At 39.8% G+C, this 21,074-nt stretch carries 16 protein-coding genes; 12 read left to right on the plus strand and 4 right to left on the minus strand.

Annotated features, from left to right (window positions below; all coding sequences use genetic code 11):
• The first annotated feature begins 245 nt into the window (after positions 1 to 245).
• The 5 genes from ACS5PU_RS17335 to ACS5PU_RS17355 all read left to right on the plus strand — a co-directional run bounded on the left by ACS5PU_RS17335 (position 246) and on the right by ACS5PU_RS17355 (position 7,952).
• Entirely contained in the window at positions 246 to 1,370 is a 1,125-nt protein-coding gene (locus ACS5PU_RS17335) for an efflux RND transporter periplasmic adaptor subunit (protein WP_439460417.1), read from the plus strand.
• A 24-nt stretch (positions 1,371 to 1,394) separates the two neighbouring features.
• Positions 1,395 to 4,565, plus strand: coding sequence for an efflux RND transporter permease subunit (locus ACS5PU_RS17340; protein ID WP_439460418.1), 3,171 nt, complete (start codon positions 1,395 to 1,397; stop codon positions 4,563 to 4,565).
• Positions 4,558 to 5,991 carry a TolC family protein gene (locus tag ACS5PU_RS17345; protein ID WP_439460419.1) on the plus strand — a complete coding sequence of 478 codons (1,434 nt, stop codon included), beginning with the start codon at positions 4,558 to 4,560 and terminating at the stop codon, positions 5,989 to 5,991. Before ACS5PU_RS17340 ends, ACS5PU_RS17345 begins: the two co-directional genes overlap by 8 nt.
• Before the next feature lie 293 nt (positions 5,992 to 6,284).
• On the plus strand, positions 6,285 to 6,746 hold the full coding sequence (locus tag ACS5PU_RS17350; protein ID WP_439460420.1) for a VOC family protein: 462 nt from the start codon (positions 6,285 to 6,287) through the stop codon (positions 6,744 to 6,746).
• A 60-nt stretch (positions 6,747 to 6,806) separates the two neighbouring features.
• Positions 6,807 to 7,952, plus strand: a complete 1,146-nt coding sequence (locus ACS5PU_RS17355) for a serine hydrolase domain-containing protein (RefSeq protein ID WP_439460421.1) — start codon at positions 6,807 to 6,809, stop codon at positions 7,950 to 7,952.
• Between the two features lie 16 nt (positions 7,953 to 7,968).
• Here ACS5PU_RS17355 and ACS5PU_RS17360 read toward each other — a convergent pair whose 3' ends face one another.
• Positions 7,969 to 8,169 carry a DUF3606 domain-containing protein gene (locus ACS5PU_RS17360; protein ID WP_439460422.1) on the minus strand — a complete coding sequence of 67 codons (201 nt, stop codon included), beginning with the start codon at positions 8,167 to 8,169 and terminating at the stop codon, positions 7,969 to 7,971.
• A gap of 404 nt (positions 8,170 to 8,573) precedes the next feature.
• Here ACS5PU_RS17360 and ACS5PU_RS17365 point away from each other — a divergent pair, with 404 nt between their 5' ends.
• From ACS5PU_RS17365 to ACS5PU_RS17390, 6 genes are all read left to right on the plus strand, one after another.
• A complete protein-coding gene (locus ACS5PU_RS17365; RefSeq protein WP_439460423.1) occupies positions 8,574 to 9,677 on the plus strand; it encodes a glycosyltransferase family 87 protein in 1,104 nt (367 codons plus the stop codon).
• Between the two features lie 103 nt (positions 9,678 to 9,780).
• Positions 9,781 to 9,954 carry a DUF3606 domain-containing protein gene (locus ACS5PU_RS17370; protein WP_439460424.1) on the plus strand — a complete coding sequence of 58 codons (174 nt, stop codon included), beginning with the start codon at positions 9,781 to 9,783 and terminating at the stop codon, positions 9,952 to 9,954.
• Between the two features lie 9 nt (positions 9,955 to 9,963).
• Positions 9,964 to 12,654: a DNA ligase D gene (gene ligD / locus ACS5PU_RS17375; protein ID WP_439460425.1), complete on the plus strand. Its 2,691-nt coding sequence runs from the start codon at positions 9,964 to 9,966 to the stop codon at positions 12,652 to 12,654.
• Positions 12,655 to 12,703: 49 nt separating this feature from the next.
• Complete coding sequence (locus tag ACS5PU_RS17380; protein WP_439460426.1) at positions 12,704 to 13,000, plus strand: Dabb family protein; 297 nt, start codon at positions 12,704 to 12,706, stop codon at positions 12,998 to 13,000.
• 260 nt (positions 13,001 to 13,260) lie between these two features.
• Positions 13,261 to 13,581 (plus strand): hypothetical protein, encoded by a 321-nt coding sequence (locus ACS5PU_RS17385; protein ID WP_439460427.1) that lies wholly within the window; start codon positions 13,261 to 13,263, stop codon positions 13,579 to 13,581.
• 107 nt (positions 13,582 to 13,688) lie between these two features.
• The gene (locus ACS5PU_RS17390) at positions 13,689 to 13,886 is read left to right on the plus strand and encodes a hypothetical protein (RefSeq protein WP_439460428.1); all 198 of its coding nucleotides are present in this window, start codon (positions 13,689 to 13,691) and stop codon (positions 13,884 to 13,886) included.
• A 125-nt stretch (positions 13,887 to 14,011) separates the two neighbouring features.
• Here the strand turns inward: ACS5PU_RS17390 and ACS5PU_RS17395 are convergent, their stop codons facing one another.
• Positions 14,012 to 16,513 (minus strand): TonB-dependent siderophore receptor, encoded by a 2,502-nt coding sequence (locus ACS5PU_RS17395; protein ID WP_439460429.1) that lies wholly within the window; start codon positions 16,511 to 16,513, stop codon positions 14,012 to 14,014.
• 156 nt (positions 16,514 to 16,669) lie between these two features.
• On the opposite strand from ACS5PU_RS17395, the gene ACS5PU_RS17400 reads away from it, so the two are divergent.
• Positions 16,670 to 17,842: a DUF3095 domain-containing protein gene (locus ACS5PU_RS17400; RefSeq protein WP_439460430.1), complete on the plus strand. Its 1,173-nt coding sequence runs from the start codon at positions 16,670 to 16,672 to the stop codon at positions 17,840 to 17,842.
• 53 nt (positions 17,843 to 17,895) lie between these two features.
• Here ACS5PU_RS17400 and mgrA read toward each other — a convergent pair whose 3' ends face one another.
• Both mgrA and ACS5PU_RS17410 read right to left on the minus strand, forming a co-directional pair.
• Complete coding sequence (gene mgrA / locus ACS5PU_RS17405) at positions 17,896 to 18,885, minus strand: L-glyceraldehyde 3-phosphate reductase (protein WP_439460431.1); 990 nt, start codon at positions 18,883 to 18,885, stop codon at positions 17,896 to 17,898.
• Between the two features lie 65 nt (positions 18,886 to 18,950).
• Positions 18,951 to 20,975: a beta-L-arabinofuranosidase domain-containing protein gene (locus ACS5PU_RS17410; RefSeq protein ID WP_439460432.1), complete on the minus strand. Its 2,025-nt coding sequence runs from the start codon at positions 20,973 to 20,975 to the stop codon at positions 18,951 to 18,953.
• Between the last annotated feature and the right edge of the window lie 99 nt (positions 20,976 to 21,074).

A 21,074-nucleotide genomic window follows, 5' to 3' on the forward strand; every position in this document is an offset into this window, starting at 1 on the left:
TTGTTAATTGGTAATCCTAGTCAAAAGTAGGACGAAATGATCCGTTGTTTGCTTTAAAATGGGTTTTTAATCCGCTAAAACATCATTTTCTTGATTCATACCTGAATTTCAACTTCATTATAACTTCATAAATCTGTATTTATTTCGCTATCGAATTAAATCATTGCGTAACCCAAATTTATCGGTCCAATATCCTGTCCATTCGTGGTACTGCGATTATAAAATTGGTTTGGCAAGGAAAACTAATGAAAAAAATAAATCAGATTAAAACCATTCAAGAAAAAATGATGAAGAGAAATGTCATATGCCTAGGCTTGTGTGCTTTGCTTTACGTAACGGGTTGTACCTCGAAAAAAGAAGAAAAAGAAGAAGTAGTCACTTATGCGGTAACCTCGCCGGTAAGAATGGACACTTCGTTTACCAAAGAATATGTTTCGCAGATTAAATCTGTCCGGAATATCGAAGTCAGGGCCCAAGAAAAGGGCTACCTCCAAAATATTTATGTAGATGAAGGCCAGCATGTAAAAGCAGGTCAGCTTTTGTTTAGGATTATGCCTAAAGCGGCACAGTCTGAACTGTTAAAAGCACAGGCAGAAACCAAGTCGGCACAGATTGAACTGGAAAACACCAAATTACTGTCTGATAAAAATATCGTTTCAAAAAATGAACTGGCTTTGGCCAAGGCTAAACTGCAATCGGCAAATGCAGAAACTTCATTGGCTAAGTTCCACTTATCGAATACCGAAATCAGGGCGCCGTTTGATGGTACCATCGACCGTATTCCTTTAAAATTGGGGAGTTTGGTAGATGAGGGTGCATTATTGACCAGCTTATCCGATAACAGCCAGGTTTTTGCCTACTTCAATGTATCAGAACCTGAATATCTAAACTACCAAAGCGCTGCAAAAGCTAAAGGGCAGCAGGAGGTAAGTTTGCTACTGGCCAATAATGAGCTGCTAAAATCGAAAGGTAAAGTAGAGGTAATCGAAAGTGAGTTTGATAATGAAACCGGAAATATTGCTTTTAGGGCAAGGTTTAATAACTCGGATAACTTACTGAGAAATGGCGAAACAGGAAAAATACAGATGATTGTTCCTTTAAAAAACGCTCTGGTTATCCCACAAAAAGCAACCTACGATATTCAGGATAAAACCTATGTTTTCGTAATCGATAAAAACAACAAAGTACACTCTAGGGCAATTACCATTGCGGGCGAGGTACCCGATCTGTACATCATCGGCGACGGGATAGGTGCTGAAGATAAGATATTGCTGGAAGGTGTACAAAAGGTGAAAGACGACGACAAAATTGCCTTCAAATTTCAGCAGCCTCAAGAAGTGATCAAACAATTGAGATTAAAAACAGAATAATCTAAACCCCTCTATACTTATTTTATGTTTAGTAAATTCATACAAAGGCCCGTCCTTTCTATCGTTATATCACTTATTATTGTGTTTTTAGGGGTGCTGGCCATCAGCTATCTCCCGGTAACACAGTTTCCTTCCATTTCGCCTCCCAAGGTAAACATTACGGCCGAATACCCAGGGGCGAACAACGAACTCTTGATTAAATCGGTTGTAATTCCGCTCGAGCGGGCACTTAACGGTGTACCGGGCATGAAATATATTGCTTCGGATGCAGGTAACGATGGTGAGGCCTCCATTCAGGTGGTATTTAACTTAGGTACCGATCCCAATCAGGCTTCGCTTAACGTACAAAACCGTGTAGCAGCTGTTACCAATAAGCTTCCGCCTTTGGTGGTTCGCGAAGGGGTTAAAATTACCCGTGAGGAATCTAACATGTTGATGTACATTAACCTGTATAGTAAAGATCCTAAAATGAACCAAAATTTCCTGTACAATTATGCCGATATCAACCTGCTTTCGGAGCTGAAAAGGGTTGATGGTGTAGGTTTTGCAGATATTTTGGGCGATAGGGATTATGCGATGCGTATATGGCTAAAACCCGACCGCATGCAGGCGTATAAAATCTCAGTAGATGAAGTAATGAAAGCGCTCGATGAGCAAAGTTTAGAAGCCTCGCCGGGTAAAACAGGTGAGAGTTCAGGTAAACGCTCGCAGGCTTTTGAATACGTATTGAAATATTCAGGACGTTTTAGCACAAAAGAAGGTTACGAAAATATTGTGCTGAGGGCAAGTGCCAATGGCGAGTTACTTCGCTTAAAAGATGTAGCCGATGTAGATTTTAGTGCTGCTGCTTACAATTTATACTCAACATTAAACGGAAAGGCCTCGGCTGCTATCGTTTTAAAACAATCGTATGGTAGTAATGCAAGCCAGGTAATTAAAGATGTAAAGGCGAAAATGGCCGAGATTAAATCGAGTTCTTTCCCTAAGGGATTGGATTATGAAATCAGCTACGACGTTTCTAAATTCCTGGATGCCTCTATCGAAAAGGTAATACACACCCTTGTCGAAGCCTTTATATTGGTAGGTTTGGTTGTATTCTTGTTCCTTGGCGATTGGCGTTCAACCTTAATTCCGGCCATTGCTGTACCGGTATCCCTGATCGGAACCTTTGTGTTTATGCAGTTTTTTGGCATTACACTTAACTTAATTACGTTGTTTGCCTTGGTACTGGCCATTGGTGTGGTGGTAGATGATGCCATTGTAGTAATTGAAGCCGTGCATGCCAAGATGGAGCATAACCGGAAACTTTCGGTGCTGAAAGCTACTCAGCAGGCTATGAAAGAAATCGGCGGCGCAATTATCGCCATTACTTTCCTAATGGCATCCGTATTTATTCCGGTTGCTTTTATGTCGGGACCTGTAGGTATTTTTTACAGGCAGTTTTCCATTACCATGGCCACGGCAATTATACTTTCGGGTATTGTGGCCTTAACGCTTACGCCTGCCTTGTGTGCCATTATGCTTAAAAACCACCATGGTTCAACAAAAAAGAAAACCATTATTGATAAACTTTTAGATGGTTTTAATAGCGGTTTCAATAAGCTTTCGGGCAAATATGAACTGGTATTGAGCAGGGTGGTAAGCCGTAGGATATTAACCTTTGGTATTTTGGTTGCGTTTTGTTTGGGTGTTTGGGGATTAAGTGGAAGTGTGCCATCAGGTTTTATTCCGAACGAAGATCAGGGAATGGTTTATGCCATTATTCAAACCCCTCCTGGATCTACTTTGGAGCGTACCGATCAGATTGCAGAAAAACTGCAGAAAATGTGCGAGGAAATTGATGGTGTTAAATCGGTTTCATCATTGGCCGGTTACGAAATCCTTACCGAAGGTACAGGATCGAACTCGGGTACCTGTTTAATTAACCTGAAAGACTGGAGCGAGCGTAAACAATCGGCAGTAGAAATTATCGAAGAACTGGAAGAAAAATCGAAATCCATTCCAGGTGCAACCATCGAGTTTTTCCAACCACCGGCTGTTCCCGGCTACGGTGCGGCTGGAGGTTTTGAACTCCGTTTATTGGATAAGGGTGGTAGTGGCGACTATAAAAAAATGGAAACTGTTGCCAATGATTTTGTGCGTGAATTGAACAAACGTAAAGAACTTTCATCAGTATTTACTTTTTACAGTGCCAGTTTTCCGCAGTATATGTTGGATGTTGATAACGATATTGCGCAGCAGAAAGGGGTAAGTATTGATAATGCGATGAATACACTATCCACTTTTGTAGGTAGTAATTACGAAACCAGCTTTATTAAATACGACCGCCAATACAAAGTAATTGTACAAGCATTACCGCAGTACAGGGCTTTACCAGAAGATATTTTAAAACTTTCGGTAAAGAACGACCGTGATGAAATGGTACCTTTCTCGGCCTTTATTAAAATGCGTAAGGTGTATGGACTATCGGAAATTACCCGCCATAACATGTACAATGCTTCTGAAATCAGTGGTCAATCGGCTCCGGGTTACAGTTCGGGCGAAGCCATTAAGGCCATTACCGAGGTGGCCAAGAAAACGCTTCCAAGGGGATTTGGCATCGATTGGGCCGGTATTTCTAAAGATGAGGTATCAAGAGGTAATGAAGCCATTTATATCTTTTTAATCTGTTTGGGCTTTGTTTATTTGGTTCTTGCCGCACAGTACGAGAGTTTTATTTTGCCGCTTTCGGTAATCCTTTCTTTACCAGCGGGTATTTTTGGAGCCTTTTTATTCTTAAAACTATTAGGCCTTGAAAACAACATTTATGCACAGGTTGCTATGGTGATGTTGATCGGCTTACTGGGTAAAAATGCCGTACTGATTGTCGAATTTGCCGCGCAGCGCCATAGTCAGGGGGCATCAGTACTTAAAGCTGCAATGGAAGGTGCCAGTGTACGTTTCCGTCCGATTTTGATGACCTCTTTTGCCTTTATTGCAGGTTTAATTCCGTTAATGATTGCTACGGGGCCAGGAAGGATCGGTAACCGTACCATTGGTTCGGCTGCTGCAGGCGGTATGCTTTTCGGTACTATTTTCGGGGTGGTTATTATCCCTGGATTGTATTATGTATTCGGTACGATTGCCGCCAAACACAAGCTGATCAAAATTGAAGAAGAACATCCATTAACTGAAGAAATAGAAGATAATGTTTAAACAAAATATTTATAAAGGCCTTGGGTTAGTGATGTTATGCGCCGCATATACAGCATGCAAATTGCCAGAAGTGGCCCAACGCACCGAAAATAAAAACGTACCTGCGGCATTTACCGGTACGCAGGATACGGTAAGCACTGCCAGCATACAATGGCGTAAGTTTTTTACCGATCAAAATCTGGTCAACCTGATTGATACTGCTTTGAAAAATAACCAGGAGCTGAACATTACGCTACAGGATATTGAAATTGCGAAAAATGAAATCAAAGCCAAAAAAGGCGAGCTTCTGCCCAGCGTAAGTTATGGCGTTGGTGCCGGATTGGATAAAGTAGGCCGTTATACCAGCTCAGGTGCCGGAGATGCTTCGACCGAAATTACACCAGGTAAAGAAGTGCCCGAAGTACTGCCCGATTATAGGTTTGGTTTGCAGGCCAATTGGGAGGCCGATATCTGGCATAAACTGCGCAATTCGAAAAAAGCGGCTGTTAACCATTACCTATCAACGGTTGAGGGCAAGAATTTTGTGGTTACCAATTTAATTGCAGAAGTTGCTAATTCTTATTATGAGTTGTTAGCGGCTGATAATCAGCTGGAAACGGTGAAAAAAAATATTGAGCTGCAAAGCAATGCGCTGGAGCTGATGAAAATACAGAAACAGGCCACTCGGGTTAACGAACTTGCCGTACGTAAATTTGAGGCTGAAGTATTGAGCTCTAAAAGTTTGGAATTTGATATTCAACAGAACATTACTGAAACAGAAAATAAAATTAATTTCTTGTTGGGGCGTTATCCGCAAACCATTATTAGAGATAAATCTAGTTTTACCGATCTGGTTCCGCCAACCGTACAGGCAGGTTTGCCGGCACAGCTTTTAGCCAACCGTCCTGATATTAAAAAGGCAGAATTTGAGCTTGAAGCCGCTAAGCTAGATGTAAAAGTGGCCAAAGCACAGTTTTACCCCTCGTTGGGTATATCTGCTGCCATTGGTTACCAGGCTTTTAATCCATCTTACTTGCTGCGCACCCCCGAATCGTTGATTTATTCGTTGGCAGGTGATTTAGCCGGACCGTTGATTAACAGAAATGCCATTAAAGCGGAATATTCAACGGCAAATGCGAAACAATTACAGGCGGTATTTGATTACGAAAAAACCATTTTAAACGGTTATATCGAAGTGGCCAACCAGTTGTCAAAAATCAGCAATCTGCAAAAAAGTTACGATCTGAAATCGAAACAGGTAACCGCACTTACCCAATCAATCGATATTTCTAACGATTTGTTTAAAGCAGCACGGGCCGATTATTTTGAGGTATTGATGACGCAACGCGATGCCCTGCAATCGAAACTGGAGCTTATTGAAACCAAAAAACAACAGCTTAATGCCGTGGTAGATATTTACCACGCTTTGGGAGGCGGCTGGAATTAAACAATATTATTGCAATTAATAGCTAAGAATTTTAAGTCAATCATCCTTATAATGCTGTTAGGCTGTTCCAAACTGGGACAGCCTTTTCTTTTCATTCTGAGCACAGCGAAGAATCTTTATTCTGGCGCTAACACCCGTTTATAACCAGCATTGAATTATTAACCGTTTACAACGATAAAATCATTAAGCTATTTCCGTACTCATTTGGAAACGAGCGCAAGCTGGGAAACTTTAAAATTCCCGATTTTACAGATTTTATGAAAAATATTCCGTTATATATTAGATATTTAAACATGAAAAAAATCTTCCTTATCACAGCTGTTTTATTTTCTATCTTCTTTCAAAAAGCCATGGCACAGAATACCCCTGCAAATGCACCTGCTGCGTTAAACCATATCGCCGTTTATGTAGCCGATTTAAATAGCGCAACTACATTTTACGAAAGTGTGTTTAATCTTAAAATTATTCCCGAACCCTTTAAAGATAACCGCCATACCTGGTTTAGCTTAGGGCCTGCCGGACAGTTACATTTAATTCAGGGCGCAAAAAGCAATCAGGTTTTCGATAAAAATGCACACCTGTGTTTTAGTGTACCTTCTGTTGATGACTTTGTGAAAAAACTTAACGACAAAAATATCAATTTTGAAGATTGGGCAGGAAAAGAAAAAAGCATAACCCTGCGTGTAGACGGCGTAAAACAAATTTACTTTAAAGATCCCGATGGGCACTGGCTGGGTGTAAACGATGCCAAATAATTTTGCGGACCGTTTAAAGCATTTACCAAATCAGCAAGCTAAAACATAAAATTTAACGTTATGAAGTACTTCCTTACTGCCTTTTTGGTGGTCTTTATGTTCGGTGCTGCTACAGCACAAAATGAAAAAGCCGAAGCCGATTTTCAAAAAATAATGGAACGCTACAGTGCAGTTGGCGCTTCGGTAGCGGTAGTTAAAGATGGAAAGATTATTTACACACATGCTTTCGGACTAAAAGATTTAGAAAATAAAAAACCGTTAAACGATCAGGATATTTTTAGGATTGCTTCTATTTCGAAATCTTTTTCGGCAACAGCCATTATGCAACTGGTAGAAAGCGGTAAGATTTCTTTGGATGATGATTTTGGCGATCTGGTGGGGTTCAAAATCAGGAACCCGAAGTTTCCAGAAGTTAAAATCACGTTAAGAATGGCCTTATCACATACTTCCAGCTTAAACGATTCGCAGGGCTACTTAAACCTTGATGTAATTAACCCCGGTAAAAATGCAGATTGGGCCAAATGTTACAACGATTACTTGCCAGGGAGTAAATTTAATTATTGTAACCTCAATTTTAACCTCATCGGGACTATACTGGAGAAAAAATCAGGTGAGCGTTTCGATACCTATATCCATAAACAGATATTAAAACCATTGGGGCTTTATGGTGGCTATTGTATAGATTCATTAGATAGCGCGCGTTTTGTACAATTGTACGAGTACCATTCCGATACAAAAAGGTATACACCTTCGCCTGCGGCATATGCACCAAGAAGGACAGAGATTGCCAACTACGTAATGGGCTACAGTACGCCAGTTTTTTCGCCAACAGGAGGGATGAAAATTTCGGCTGCCGATTTGGCAAAGTATATGATCATGCACATGAATTATGGCACTGCAAATGGCGTGAAAATTATCAGCAAAAAAAGTGCGAAGAAGATGCAAACAGCATTATCACCTGATGAAGGTTATGGTTTTGCGTTAAGAACGGCCAATAACTTAATACCGGGTGTTAACCTCAAGGGGCATACAGGTTCTGCCTATGGACTTTACAGTAACATGTTTTTTAACCCAAAAGAAAAATTTGGCTTCGTAATTATCACCAATGGAATAAATGCAACCTATACAGATGGTTTTCCCGATTTTAGCAGGGAAGCTATCAATTGCTTATATCAAACTGTACTTAAACAATCAAAGGCCAAATAATGATATCTCTTTAGCCTTACTGGTTAACAAAACGCTGGTACGTACTGCCTGATTTAATTTTTTCCATCGTCAAATATTCTTTCACAATAGAAAACTCCATGCTGTGAAGCGCTTTTACCACTGATTTTAATTTTTCTCCGGTAACGCCTAAACGGGCAGCCCAATAGTTGCGGTCTTTTTCATCCGCTATGTCGATAAACTCTTTCCTGGTGTTCATTGAATTTAATTGATACTCCATCTGTATGAATTTTTTTTTGGTTAGTAATTTTCATAAAACAAAAAAATGAGTGTTTGGTTTTGTTGTTTAACATAAAAAATCGCGACAAACGGACCAATAAACAAGCGATCGATAAAATCATCAAAACCAGCTTGCTTAAACGTCTGATAAAATCGATTTAGCTTTGTATTATTTAATCGAAAAATTTATTTCGAAAAAGAGTAACATTTTCTTTACCAAAAGCTAGGAAATGTCAAACTGCCTATTTATTATTGTATTGTAATATATTTTTTACAATGCTAAATCATTTTCTAATCAGCTCTCCCGGTCTCAATCAGCGTCGAAAATTTTATGAGGATAATCGTTTTGTATTATTCCTATGGGTATTTATCACGCTTATTTTTGTGGTAGATTCTTGGGCAACCCACCGTTTTAACAATTACCTCATTTTTGAAAATACATTTAGAAATCTTCTTCACGAAAGGTCGCTATATGCACATTATCCTGCTTTTCATGATGATACCAACCACTACGGTCCCGTATTTAGTGTATTGATAGCGCCATTCGCTTTAATGCCCAATTGGTTGGGCTTATTGTTTTGGAACCTGTTTAACTGTTTTGTGCTGTTTAAGGCCATACAAACATTACCACTAGCCGATGATAAAAAAGTAATTATCGGTTACATTGCCATTCCGTGTTTAATTGAATCGATGCTTAACCAGCAGTTTAACGCAGGGGCAGGCGCTTTGATCATTTTAAGTTATACGCTTGTAAATAAAGATAAAGGCATTTGGTCTGCGCTGTGTATGGTATTGGGTACTTTTGTTAAGCTTTACGGTATAGTGGGTTTGGTATTTTTCTTTTTTGCGAAGAAGAAGCCAGCATTTATCCTATGGCTCATCATGTGGTTTGTTGTTTTGTTTTTATTGCCCATGCTGTTTGCATCGCCAGATTTTGTGGCAAACAGTTATATCGACTGGAAAAATTCTTTGATAGGTAAAAATTTAATGAATGTTACAGGTGAGGGGATAGATATCTCCATTATGGGGTTTTTCAGGCAATTGCTCAATAGTCCCGAAATATCCAACCTGTTATTCTTATCTATAGGGGCATTCATATTTATGTTCCCATTTAAGCAGATTGCATATTTTTCCAAACGCAAATTCCAGTTGATGATCTTATCCTCTGTACTGATATTCCCTGTTTTGTTCAGTACCGGAGCTGAAGATTGTACCTTTATTATTTCTATAGTTGGGGTTGGGTTATGGTATGTGCAAGAGCACAATAGAGCAATGAAAATGGTCCTTTTACCTGTTTTGCTTTTTATTACCTGTAACTTTCCTTTGCTGCTCTTCCCTGCATTTGCAAAATCGCATCCTTTGTCCTTATCTATCATCAGCCTGCCCTACTTTTTGGTTTGGTTAAGGATCATTTACAATATTACAAAAAAGAGTTTCGCCTACGCAGAAGAAACAGAGCCAGAAATGGTTACGGCCTTAGCAGATTAACCGTTATATCACCGCGTTTGAAGGTTTTAATATCCATTTCCAAAATGGCTGTTAAAACCTTTTTTATGATCAGGCTGTTTTATAATCGTCTAATCAAAATGTTATGGATGATAAACAAAAAACCGGAAATGCTGATCGGAGCAAAATCAACATTAACGAAAGCTACGAGGTAGATTATTGGTCTAATAAATTTGGTGTGAGCAAGGATAAGCTTAAGGCCACCGTACAGATTGTAGGTACCTCGGCAAATGCTGTAGCAGATTATTTAAAAAAGTAGGAGAAAGCCATGAGTCTGAAAAAGTATGCCGCCAAGCGCGATTTTTCAAAAACTGCCGAACCCAAGGGCGGGGCAAGTAGTGATAAGGGAAAATTACATTACGTAATCCAAAAGCACGACGCATCGCGATTGCATTACGATTTCCGGCTCGAAATGAGTGGTGTTTTAAAAAGCTGGGCAGTACCCAAAGGCCCGTCAACTGATCCTAAAACCAAACGTTTGGCCATGATGGTGGAAGATCATCCTTACGATTACAGAAAATTTGAAGGCATTATCCCCAAAGGAGAATATGGTGGCGGTACCGTAATTGTTTGGGATGAAGGAACTTACGAGCCGATTGAAGATATTAAAGGCAAGAAAGCCCAAGAAAAACATTTACTGCACCAGTTGCATGAAGGATCGTTAAAGATTAAATTAAACGGCGAAAAATTGAAAGGTGAGTTTGCCCTTGTAAAAACGCATGGTATGGGCGAAAATGGTTGGTTGCTTATTAAACATAACGATGACTATGCTTCCGTAAAAGACATTACCAAGGCAGATAAATCCGTTCTTTCCGGTAAAACCATCCAAACGATGGAAAAGACATCAGATAAGGTATGGAAAGAGGGAAAAGAACAGGATATTAAGCCAGAAAAAAAAACCTTGGCAAAGAAAACCAAAAAGCCAATGGCAGAAATAGGCGACAATGCCGCTGTAAACACTAAAGATTTATTAAAAAAAGCACCAAAATCTGCCATTCCTAAAGCCATAAAACCCATGTTGGCCACTTTGGTTGATGAACCTTTTGACGATCCGGGGTGGCAGTACGAAGTAAAGTGGGATGGCTACCGTGCGCTGGCCTTCATTGATAAAGGAAAGGTGGATATCCTATCCAGAAACAATAAATCATTTAACGAGAAATTTTATCCTATTTACGAGCTGTTAAGCAAGTGGAAAATCAATGCTGTTTTGGATGGCGAGATTTTAGTGCTCAATGATAAGGGCATATCGAATTTCGGTTCGTTGCAGAACTGGCGGAGTGAGGCAGATGGCGCGCTGGTTTTCTATGTTTTCGATTTGCTGTGGTATGATGGCAAAAACCTGATGGATCTTCCGCTTTATCAACGACAGGCCATATTAAACGATATTTTGCCTACCAACGATGATGGTGTGCGCTTAGGTAAGGTATTTAAGGCAAGTGGTGTTGATTTTTTTGATGCCGCCGAAAGAATGGGTTTGGAAGGTATTATTGCAAAGAAATCGGATAGTACCTATGCGCCCGATAGAAGATCGAAAGAATGGCTTAAAATTAAAGTACAGAAAAGGCAGGAAGTGGTTATTGCCGGCTTCACCAAAAATGCCGATACCTCAAAATCTTTCAGCTCGTTATTGTTGGGGGTATACGAGAAAGGAAAATTAGTATATGTGGGCAAAGTTGGAACAGGGTTTTCGGATAAACTGCAAAAAAAAATGATGGAGCAATTTAAACCGCTCATAATTGATGAAAGTCCTTTCGAAAGTATTCCTGATGTAAATAAGCCCTCTAGGTTCAGGCCGAATCCACCTGATGCAAAAGCTACCTGGTTAAAGCCCGAACTGGTTTGCGAAGTGGCTTTTACTGAAGTAACCAGCGATGGAGTTTTCAGACATCCTTCATTTAAAGGAATGAGAGAAGATAAAAAAGCTAAAGCCGTTATACGCGAAAAGGAAACACATACAGATAAAATCGTTACCGCAAAAGAGGATGAGCATACCAAAGCCATAAAACCACCAAAAAGCAATGGGCCTAAAACGCTGTTGAACCCGAAAGATGAAACGCAGGTAAGAAAAATTAAAGGGCACGAACTTAAATTTACCAACCTCAGTAAAGTGTACTGGCCTGAAGATAAAGTAACCAAACGGGATATGTTCAACTACTATCATCAGGTTGCAGAATTTATAATGCCATATTTAAAAGACCGTCCGCAATCACTTAACCGTTTTCCCGGAGGTATCCATGGACCCAGCTTTTACCAAAAAGATGTAAAGGGCAAAGCACCCGATTGGGCTGAAACCTTTCCTTACGAAAATGGGGAAGGAGAAAAGAAAGAATATTTAGTAGGTACGGATGAGGCTTCTTTGCTATGGATGGCCAGTTTGGGCTGTATTGAAATGAATCCATGGTTTAGCAGGGTCAAAAGCCCCGATAATCCTGATTATTGCGTTATCGATCTCGATCCGGATAAACATACTTTTGATCAGGTTATAGCCGCCGCACTCGAAACCAAAAAAGTGTTAGATGCCATTGATGTACCCAGCTACTGCAAAACCTCAGGCTCAACCGGAATGCACATCTACATTCCGTTAAATGCGCGCTACAGTTATGATCAGAGCCAGCTGTTTGCAAAGCTGGTGGTAAATCTTGTACACCAACAAATACCTGATTATACTTCGCTAGAACGTATGGTTGCAGCCAGGAAAGGGAAAATGTACCTGGATTTTTTACAGAACAGGCCTGGTGCTACAATTGCTGGTCCATATTCTTTAAGGCCAAAGGTTGGCGCAACAGTGTCCATGCCATTGCACTGGGACGAAGTTAAACCAGGTTTAAAAATGAATGACTTTACCATTTTTAATGCTATTGAACGTTTAAAAGTAGAAGGCGATCTGTTTAAAGGGGTACTGGGAAAAGGAATAGACCTGAAAAAGGCAATCAATAAAGCTAAAAGTGTTTTCGGATAGAAATGTTGATGTTTTACTGCTTTCGTTATATTTGAAAAAAAATTAGATCATGATCGCACACCACGTTTTATTCTGGCTTAAAGCCGATACCACCGACGAACAAAAAGCCGCTTTCCGTAAAAGCCTGCAAACTTTAGAAAACATTGAAGTAGTTAAAACATTTCACTTAGGCATACCAGCACCCATTGAGCGTGCTGTTGTAGATACTACTTATACCTTTAGCCTGCTTTTGATTTTTGAAGATATGGCCGGACACGATGTTTACCAGGTTCACCCATTGCATAAAGCTTTCTTAGATGAGTTTCGGGTATATTTTGATAAAGTTGTTATTTACGACGCAGAATAATTAAAGAATCTTTAAGAGACTGTATCATAAATAGAAATTTTGTTCTCTTTGTCACGTTGAGCTTGTCGAAACGCTTTATCAAGACATTTAACCAGTCCTTCGGCGGGCTCTGGATGACAATCTTCATTTATGGTACAGTTTTTTTTAACGCACAATTTATAGCCCGTATACTGCTTTAAATAAATTGACGTTATTATTTGGAATTATTCTAAATAATATGATATTTGTTTAATCTATTTGTGTACCCAAAAGCTATATTTATGTGTAAATCCACAGTTCTCGCTCAAAATCAAAACATTTCCATTGCGCAGTGCAAAAATTGCGGTGTATTAAATATATGGCGTGCAGGCGTATTGATGAATTTCTCTTTTGATCAGTTTGATGCCTTTTATCTGGCCACCAAAAAACTCAATTTCGACGATTATTTAGAACATGCTCCAGATGGAAAAGAGATAGTTATTCTTTCTACCCCATTTCCTGATATCAGCTTGGTTTTTACCCGAAAGGAGTGGAGCGAGTTTTTTGTAACAGTAGAAGAGGCGCTGTACATGAAACGCGTTTACGAGCTTGTTCATCACTGATAATGATTACGCAGCTGTATTTTTGATACTGATTATTAAGTATTTTTAAAAACGCTGAAAACCAGTTAATAACAGATTTCGTAGGTATTTGTGAAATGGCAAATATCATGGAAAAAAGCACAACATTAATTAAAAGATCTGCTATTAATATCCACCAGTTAGACAGTATCAAAATTGGTGATATGTTATCGGATGAATACGGTAAATCGGGTAAAGTATGCGGCATTGAGAAAATTAACCGTTTTGGAGAAGTTCAGTATTATTTTAAACTGCTTAAATCGGGCACCATTCTAATTATTGTTTAATCAGCATCATTCATTTTTGAGTTAAAATAGTTTTTTAACTACTTAGCTTTTGCCAGCGTTTCTTAGGTAAAAAAAACGGGGCTAGATCAATTGATCTAGCCCCGTTTTTTCTGTCGTCTTAAAAATTAGAATTTATAAGATAGGGTAGTTAAAAACTGGCGTGGAGGAATTGGGTTAACACTGTAGTTTTCGTGTACAAAGTAATTCAATTCGTTGGTAATATTGGCCACTTTAGCCAGTAACGAAATCTTTCTCCAAGAATATCCGGCAGAGAAATCAAAAGTGGTAAATGCACTTAATGGAATTAATCTGCTGTAGGTTTGGGTTTTATTATCATTGTAGCCACCATTACGTGCGCCAGTATAATAAGCTGATGCACCCAGTTTTAAGCCTTTTACACTTCCTTCTTGGAAAGTATAAAATAAGGTACCATTGGCGGTATTCTTTGTTGTACCTACCAACCTTTGTCCCTCAACAACACCACCTAATGTTACTGTTCTGGTTGCATTTGGATTGGTAGAGGTAGGAGCAGGAACGGTATAAACCGTTTTATCGCGGGTTTGGGTATAACGGATAAAGTTGTAACTATAACCTGCAATAAAGTTTAGGCCTTTTACAATTGTTCCTGTAATATCAAGTTCAAGACCATCGCTTAACGATTTTCCATTCAGTTCTTTAATGTTTGCATCTCCATTTGGCGCACCTTGTGCATTAATAAGCGCTTGTTGTGCAAATTTATCGTTTGCAATTCTATACCAGGTTAAATTAACAGATAACCTGCCTTTAAATAAGTCGTTTTTAATCCCAGCCTCATACTGTTGTAGCGTTGAAGGATCAAGAGGTGCTAAATTAATATCAGTTCCTGTGTTCTGAACAAAGTTGCTCGAGTAACTCGCATAAACCGAAGTTGTTTTTAAAGGCTGATAAATTAATCCAAATTTAGGGGTAAAAGCGCTTTCTACCTTCGATTTATCCAAACTGTTTACACTTAAAGTTTGTACGCCTGTTGCTAAATTGGTAGTAACGGTTCTAGGTGTTTTTTGGAAAGTATAACGAACTCCGGCAAGCACTTTAAATTTTTCAGTAATCGAAACTAAATCCTGAACAAAAGTACCCATGCGGTATAAAGGCGCAAAGGTTTCTGAAACAGTGTTTACACTTGGCTCAATGCCCGAACCGAAATAGGTAGAAGGATCAAGCAAGTTTACATTTCCATAATTAAAGGTAGTGGCATTAGTGGTACCGTAAGTAAAACCACCACTTGTGGTACGCGATTGATCTGCATCTGCTCCGATTAATAAGGTGTGTGAAATACCACCTGTTTTAAACGAACCATTTAAGTTAATCTGTTCGTTGTATGTAAATTCTTTGGTTTTAGAACGCGTTACGTTACGTGCCGCAAAACCATAAGGTAGTGGATTAGTAGCTTTTGTATCCGCAAACGGGCGTTCAGCACTGAAGTAGTTACGGTTGTAAGACTGCATATTGGCCAAAACATTTAATTTCCAATTGTCGTTAAATTTATGGTTAAGATTTAACTGTGCAGTAGCGGTATTGGTTTTATTGTATGCCCAAGGTGCATTAACAAAAGTTCCACGACCGAGATCAAGAATTTGGTTCTCAACAGTACCAATACCAAAATCAGGTGTCATGTTACTTTTTAAATAATCACCCTGAAGTAGGATATCTGTTTTCTCGCTGATTTTATAAAGTAAAGATGGATTTACATAAACCCTGTCAGAATTTACATTATTTCTAAAACTTGCTGCATCCTCGTAGGTACCGATTAAACGGAAAGCCAGGTTTTTGGTAATTGGGCCATAAATATCACCCGTTGGTTTGTACATATCGTAACTGCCACCGCGCATTGAAACTTCTCCACCATATTCGAATTTAGGCTTTTTGGTTACCAAGTTAACCACAGCACCACCTGTAACACCACCATAAAGTAATGCTGCACTTCCTTTTAGTATTTCAACTGATTCTAATGTGCTGGTTTCTGGCATACCGCCACTGGTAGCACGCGATCCATTTTTGAAAACATTGTTGGCACCTAAACTATAACCACGGGCAAAAAAAGTTTCGCCACTTACCGAACCACGGTTTTCGCCAAAAGCAACGCCGTTTACATTTTTCAACACATCGCTTAAACGGTTAGCCTGTTGATCGGAGATGACCTGGTTGCCTATAATCTGCACCGATTGAGGAAGATCCATAGGGGCAATTGCGATTTTACCTAGGTTAACCGGTTTTCTATTTGGTGTTTTGTATCCGTTAATGGCTACCTCATCTAACTGCGAGGAAGATTCGGCGATAGAGAAATCTGCATTAAAAGTTTGACCCGCCACCACTGTAACTGATTTTTCCTGAACGGATACGCCAATAGCAGATGCTTTTATGGTATATGTTCCTGGTGCCACATTTTTAATGGTATAATTTCCTTTTTCGTCTGTTTGAGTAGTTTTTCCAGTGTTTTTTAAACCAACACTCACATAGGCTGCTGGATTTCCATCACTGGTTTTAACCGAACCAGAAACTGAACCGTTTTTGGTTTGGGCCATTGCATTTGCCCCTAAAAGGACCAATGCCACTAATAAATTTAATAGCAGGGTAAATTTTTTATTCATCTTTATTTAGATTAATTCTTAGTTGGCGCAAAGGAAGCATTTTTGATTCAGAATTACAAAATTATTTTTATTTGTTCTAAATAAGATTAATCCTTTGCTTTATTTTTTGAAGTACACAACGTTTTCGAATGCGTATATTAGCAAGTACTAAGCCGTATGATGTCAAATAACGAAGATCATTTCTATTCCAACCTGCCCATTAATAAGCTGCCCTTAGCCCAGTTATTGGTTAAAAGCCAGTTATTTAAAGCAGTACCGGTAGATTGGCATGTCATTATTACCGATATTAAAAGTTCAACTTCGGCCGTAAACTCTGGACTGCACGAAAATGTGAACCTTGTAGCTACAGGCAGCATTGTGGCTGTGCTCAATATTGCTTTTAAAGCCAACATTGCCATCCCATTTTTCTTTGGGGGAGATGGCGCAACCTTTATTTTGCCGCCAAGTATTGTGGGCGACGTGATGAAATCCTTATTAAAATACCGCGAAAATACACGAGAGAATTTTAACCTCGATTTAAGGACGGGCATTATTGCTGTGAAAGAAATTTATAAACAGGGCCATAAGCTCCACATCAGTAGGTTTAGCAGTTCGGCAACATTTTCTATCCCAATTGTTTTAGGCGATGGACTTGCTTATGCCGAAAAGGTGATTAAAGGCGATGATTATCTGTTATCGGGTCACGATAGCATAAGTGATGAACTAGACCTTAGTGGTATGCAATGCCGCTGGGACAAGATTGAGCCGCCAGAAAATAGCGAAGAAGTGGTTACGTTGATTGTTATTGCGCAAAGCAGCGAACAGCAGGCAGCGGTATTTAGCAAGGTAGTCCATCACCTCGATCAGATTTATGGCGCCCCTGATAAAAGACAGCCCATCTCTGTACCAAAATTGATTTTTAAAACAAGTTTTAACAGCCTGGGTAAAGAGATGAAGCACCGTTTAGGGAAAATTAATTTTGCTGCGCTGATTAAATCATGGTTCATCAATATATACGGCTACATTTATTTTAGAACGGAAAGTGGAAAGAAATACCTTAGGCAATTGGTCGAAATGTCGGATACCCTGGTTATTGATGGGAGGATAAACACAGTGATTACCGGTACAGAAAAACAGCGTTTGGCCTTACAGCGCGAGTTGGATAGGCTGGAAAAAAATAAGGAGCTAATGTATGGTCTTTATGTCAGTGGCGAATCGATCATGTCTTGCTATGTGAGGGATCTGGAAGACGACCATATTCATTTTGTAGATGGCTCGGAGGGTGGTTATACCCAAGCCGCTGGCGTACTGAAAGAGAAAATACGCGATAAATTAAGCCAATTATCATAAAAAAGGGGCTATGCCGATTTCGATATAGCCCCTTTTACTACTTCCATCTGAAATTATTTCAAAATTTCATCAATCAGCTTAATTTCAGCTTCGCTAAAAGCAATATTATCTAAAGCTTTAATCGAATCGGTAATCTGTTCTGGTTTACTGGCCCCGATCAATACGGTGGTCACCCTTTTATCTTTTAATATCCAAGATAAGGCCATGTGCGCTAACTTTTGTCCGCGTGATTTAGCCACATCATTAAGCTTGGCAATTACTTCTAGTTTTTCGGGCGTAATGTTACTCTCCTTCAAGAAAATACCACTTGTAGCCACTCTCGAGTCAGATGGTATTCCATGCAGGTACTTATCGGTAAGCAATCCCTGCGCTAAAGGTGAAAAAGGAATACAGCCCACACCATTATTTTCTAACACATCAAGTAGGCCGTCTTCAACCCAACGTTCGAACATCGAATATTTAGGTTGGTGGATTAAACAAGGTGTTCCGTTTTTCCTTAAAATTTTAATCGCTTCTTCTGCTTCTTCGGCCCTGTAATTGGAAATCCCAACATATAAAGCTTTACCCTGCTGAACGATTAAACTTAGGGCGGCCATGGTTTCTTCAAGCGGTGTTTCTGGATCTGGACGGTGGTGATAAAAAATATCAACATAATCGAGTTTCATTCTTTTTAAGCTTTGATCTAGGCTGGAAACCAGATACTTTTTCGATCCCCAATCACCATAAGGGCCATCCCACATGGTATAACCTGCCTTGCTCGAAATAATCATTTCATCGCGGTAGCCTTTAAAATCAGTGTGCAGGATGTTTCCAAAAACCTCTTCTGCTGAACCCGGAGGCGGGCCATAATTGTTGGCTAAATCGAAATGGGTAATGCCATTGTTAAAGGCGGTGTATATTAGATTTTTGCTGTTCTCAAAAACGTTTACATGGCCAAAGTTATGCCATAGTCCCAAAGATATAGCAGGGAGCTTTATTCCGCTGTTTCCACAACGGCGGTACAGCATTTTGTCGTAACGGTCAGTTGAAATAGTTTGATTCATATTTGGAATGGATTGGCCGCAATATTAATCAGTTTTAGCGAATTTTTTTTAATTATATTGATATATTATCGCCCTACAAGCGGGAATTGTGAAATACGCAGTCTGGTTGATCCAAATGGCACCAAGATGATTTCTTCCGTTTCGCTGGCTGTTTCCAATTGATAGGTGGTACTATATGGAATTGGGCCGGCCATTTCGTTATACAGTTTCCACGATGGGATGCGCTTTGCTTTGGTTTTAATTTGGATCGGTGCATTTTCGAGGTTCCATGGATAATTTGTTGTATTGGCTGCTTTTTCAATTTTGAATTTTTCGTTCAGTTGATTATCGGGAACATCAAATAAGCCAAAGTTCCAAGGCGTGGTAGGATGGATTTCATCGAAAGCAGCTCCATTATCAATCGGGTCTTTTAAATTTTTTACCGGTTTTACTTCTTCTCCTATTTTTAAGGCATAGGTAATTGGGCCACGCTCAACTGAAACTGAGTTTTCGAACCAGGTGTTTTTGAAAATATGCATGGGCAATTCCAGTTCTACCACATCTCCTGATTTCCAATCGCGGTTAATCTTAACAATCTGATTTCCCTGAGCAGTTTGCAGCGCGGCACCATTTACTTTTACGGTAGCGGTATTGCACCAGGCCGGTATCCTTAAATGAAAGGGGAAGTGGATGGCATCCGATTTTTTGGCCATGCTTAAAGAGAATTTTATCGATTCCTGAAAAGGATAATTTGTTTCTTCTTTTATGGTGATTTGCTGGTTATTGGCAACCTGAAGTTTTACTTCGCTCGGCGAATATACCAAGGCTGCAACACCCTTATCGGCAGTGGCATACCATAGGTTCTGTGCAAATTTAGGCCAGCCCTGGTGCATGTTCGAAGTACAGCAAGGATAGCCAGAAAGCAGGCCGTAACATAAATCGGTACCATGGTGGTTCACATCAAAATTATGCATCTGCCGGCTGATCATTACCTGATTGGCCTGCTGAAAGTACTGACGCGTCATATAATCATCTGATGCTTGGGCAGGCAGGGTGTTGAAAGCTATTTTTTCTAAACGGTCGGCATAATCAACATCTCCGGTAATTTCTAAAGCGGTTTCTAAAGTAAACATCATTTCTACGGCTGTACAAAGCTCCGAGCCTTGTGTTGGGTTGTTGCCATGCAGCGATTCGTCTCCGCCAAACATACCATTGGCAAAACCGTTGTATTTATCCAGATCTTTGAAACCCTTTTTCATGGCATTTAAATACTTTTGCTCAGGATGTTGCTGGTAATAAACCAAAGGCTCTTTCATGCCCTGCGCCAGGTTTACGGCATGAATGCTGCCAAACCTGGTCAGCATATCACCATCGGCAAAAGCATTGGTAAAGTCGAAGCTTTGCTTGTGGATCAGGTCGGCAAGTTCGAGTAAAAACTGATCTTGCGTTTTATTGTATAGCCAATAAACTATGGCCAGGTTATCTCCAGCCCGGTAGCGCGCCCAAAACGACCAATGATCCAGTGGTTTTGCGGGTAATTCTTTCAGTTGATATTTGAAATAATTGGTCATTAGGGTGATAATCCTTTTATCGTTTGTTGCCGAATAGTATTGCTTCAAAATCTTTAACATCACCATTTTAGGCCACCAATCTCTGCTGTTATCGCGTTGCAATCCTGCTTCATAACTGTAATCTTTAATCGGACCGAAATAACCATCAGGCTGCTGGCTTTTTATTGCCCACTCTACCCAAGGTTTGGTTTTCGCAATCAGCTCTTTATCTTTTAAAATATAGGCGAGGGGCAATAGGCCATCAACCCAGTAGGGGCCACGTTCCCATTGGTCGCCATCGCCACCCAGCCAGCCATTGCGCTGCCCCATAACTGATGGATACAGTTTATCTAGATTTCCTGTGGCTCCTGTTTTCTGCCTTAACAGCATTTCTTTTAACCAGCCTTCTGCTTTAATAGCGCCAAGCGGTAACTCAATGTAAGGATTTTGCCTTAAAGCAGATTTTTGAGGCGCAAGGCCAGCCGAATGCGGTTTTTCTTGAGCCAAACCTGTGGTGGCCACACAGAGCAGAGCGATTTTAAGTAAGTGTTTAAGATTCATTTGTATTATTGGTTAGCTTTATTATTTGTGGAGCGAAAGCGCTCAAATTAGTGTGCTTGTACGAAGATCATATTTTGCTCAGCGGTAATTTTTTGTGCC

It is taken from the genome of Pedobacter sp. GSP4 (assembly GCF_051857575.1).
Classification (GTDB): Bacteria; Bacteroidota; Bacteroidia; order Sphingobacteriales; family Sphingobacteriaceae; genus Pedobacter.

Coding starts and splice junctions, on each gene's coding strand:
- ACS5PU_RS17335 (WP_439460417.1), top strand. CDS start 246: ATGAAAAAAATAAATCAGATTAAAACCATTCAAGAAAAAATGATGAAG.
- ACS5PU_RS17340 (WP_439460418.1), top strand. CDS start 1,395: ATGTTTAGTAAATTCATACAAAGGCCCGTCCTTTCTATCGTTATATCA.
- ACS5PU_RS17345 (WP_439460419.1), top strand. CDS start 4,558: ATGTTTAAACAAAATATTTATAAAGGCCTTGGGTTAGTGATGTTATGC.
- ACS5PU_RS17350 (WP_439460420.1), top strand. CDS start 6,285: ATGAAAAAAATCTTCCTTATCACAGCTGTTTTATTTTCTATCTTCTTT.
- ACS5PU_RS17355 (WP_439460421.1), top strand. CDS start 6,807: ATGAAGTACTTCCTTACTGCCTTTTTGGTGGTCTTTATGTTCGGTGCT.
- ACS5PU_RS17360 (WP_439460422.1), bottom strand. CDS start 8,169: ATGAACACCAGGAAAGAGTTTATCGACATAGCGGATGAAAAAGACCGC.
- ACS5PU_RS17370 (WP_439460424.1), top strand. CDS start 9,781: ATGGATGATAAACAAAAAACCGGAAATGCTGATCGGAGCAAAATCAAC.
- ligD (WP_439460425.1), top strand. CDS start 9,964: ATGAGTCTGAAAAAGTATGCCGCCAAGCGCGATTTTTCAAAAACTGCC.
- ACS5PU_RS17380 (WP_439460426.1), top strand. CDS start 12,704: ATGATCGCACACCACGTTTTATTCTGGCTTAAAGCCGATACCACCGAC.
- ACS5PU_RS17385 (WP_439460427.1), top strand. CDS start 13,261: ATGTGTAAATCCACAGTTCTCGCTCAAAATCAAAACATTTCCATTGCG.
- ACS5PU_RS17390 (WP_439460428.1), top strand. CDS start 13,689: ATGGAAAAAAGCACAACATTAATTAAAAGATCTGCTATTAATATCCAC.
- ACS5PU_RS17395 (WP_439460429.1), bottom strand. CDS start 16,513: ATGAATAAAAAATTTACCCTGCTATTAAATTTATTAGTGGCATTGGTC.
- ACS5PU_RS17400 (WP_439460430.1), top strand. CDS start 16,670: ATGATGTCAAATAACGAAGATCATTTCTATTCCAACCTGCCCATTAAT.
- mgrA (WP_439460431.1), bottom strand. CDS start 18,885: ATGAATCAAACTATTTCAACTGACCGTTACGACAAAATGCTGTACCGC.
- ACS5PU_RS17410 (WP_439460432.1), bottom strand. CDS start 20,975: ATGAATCTTAAACACTTACTTAAAATCGCTCTGCTCTGTGTGGCCACC.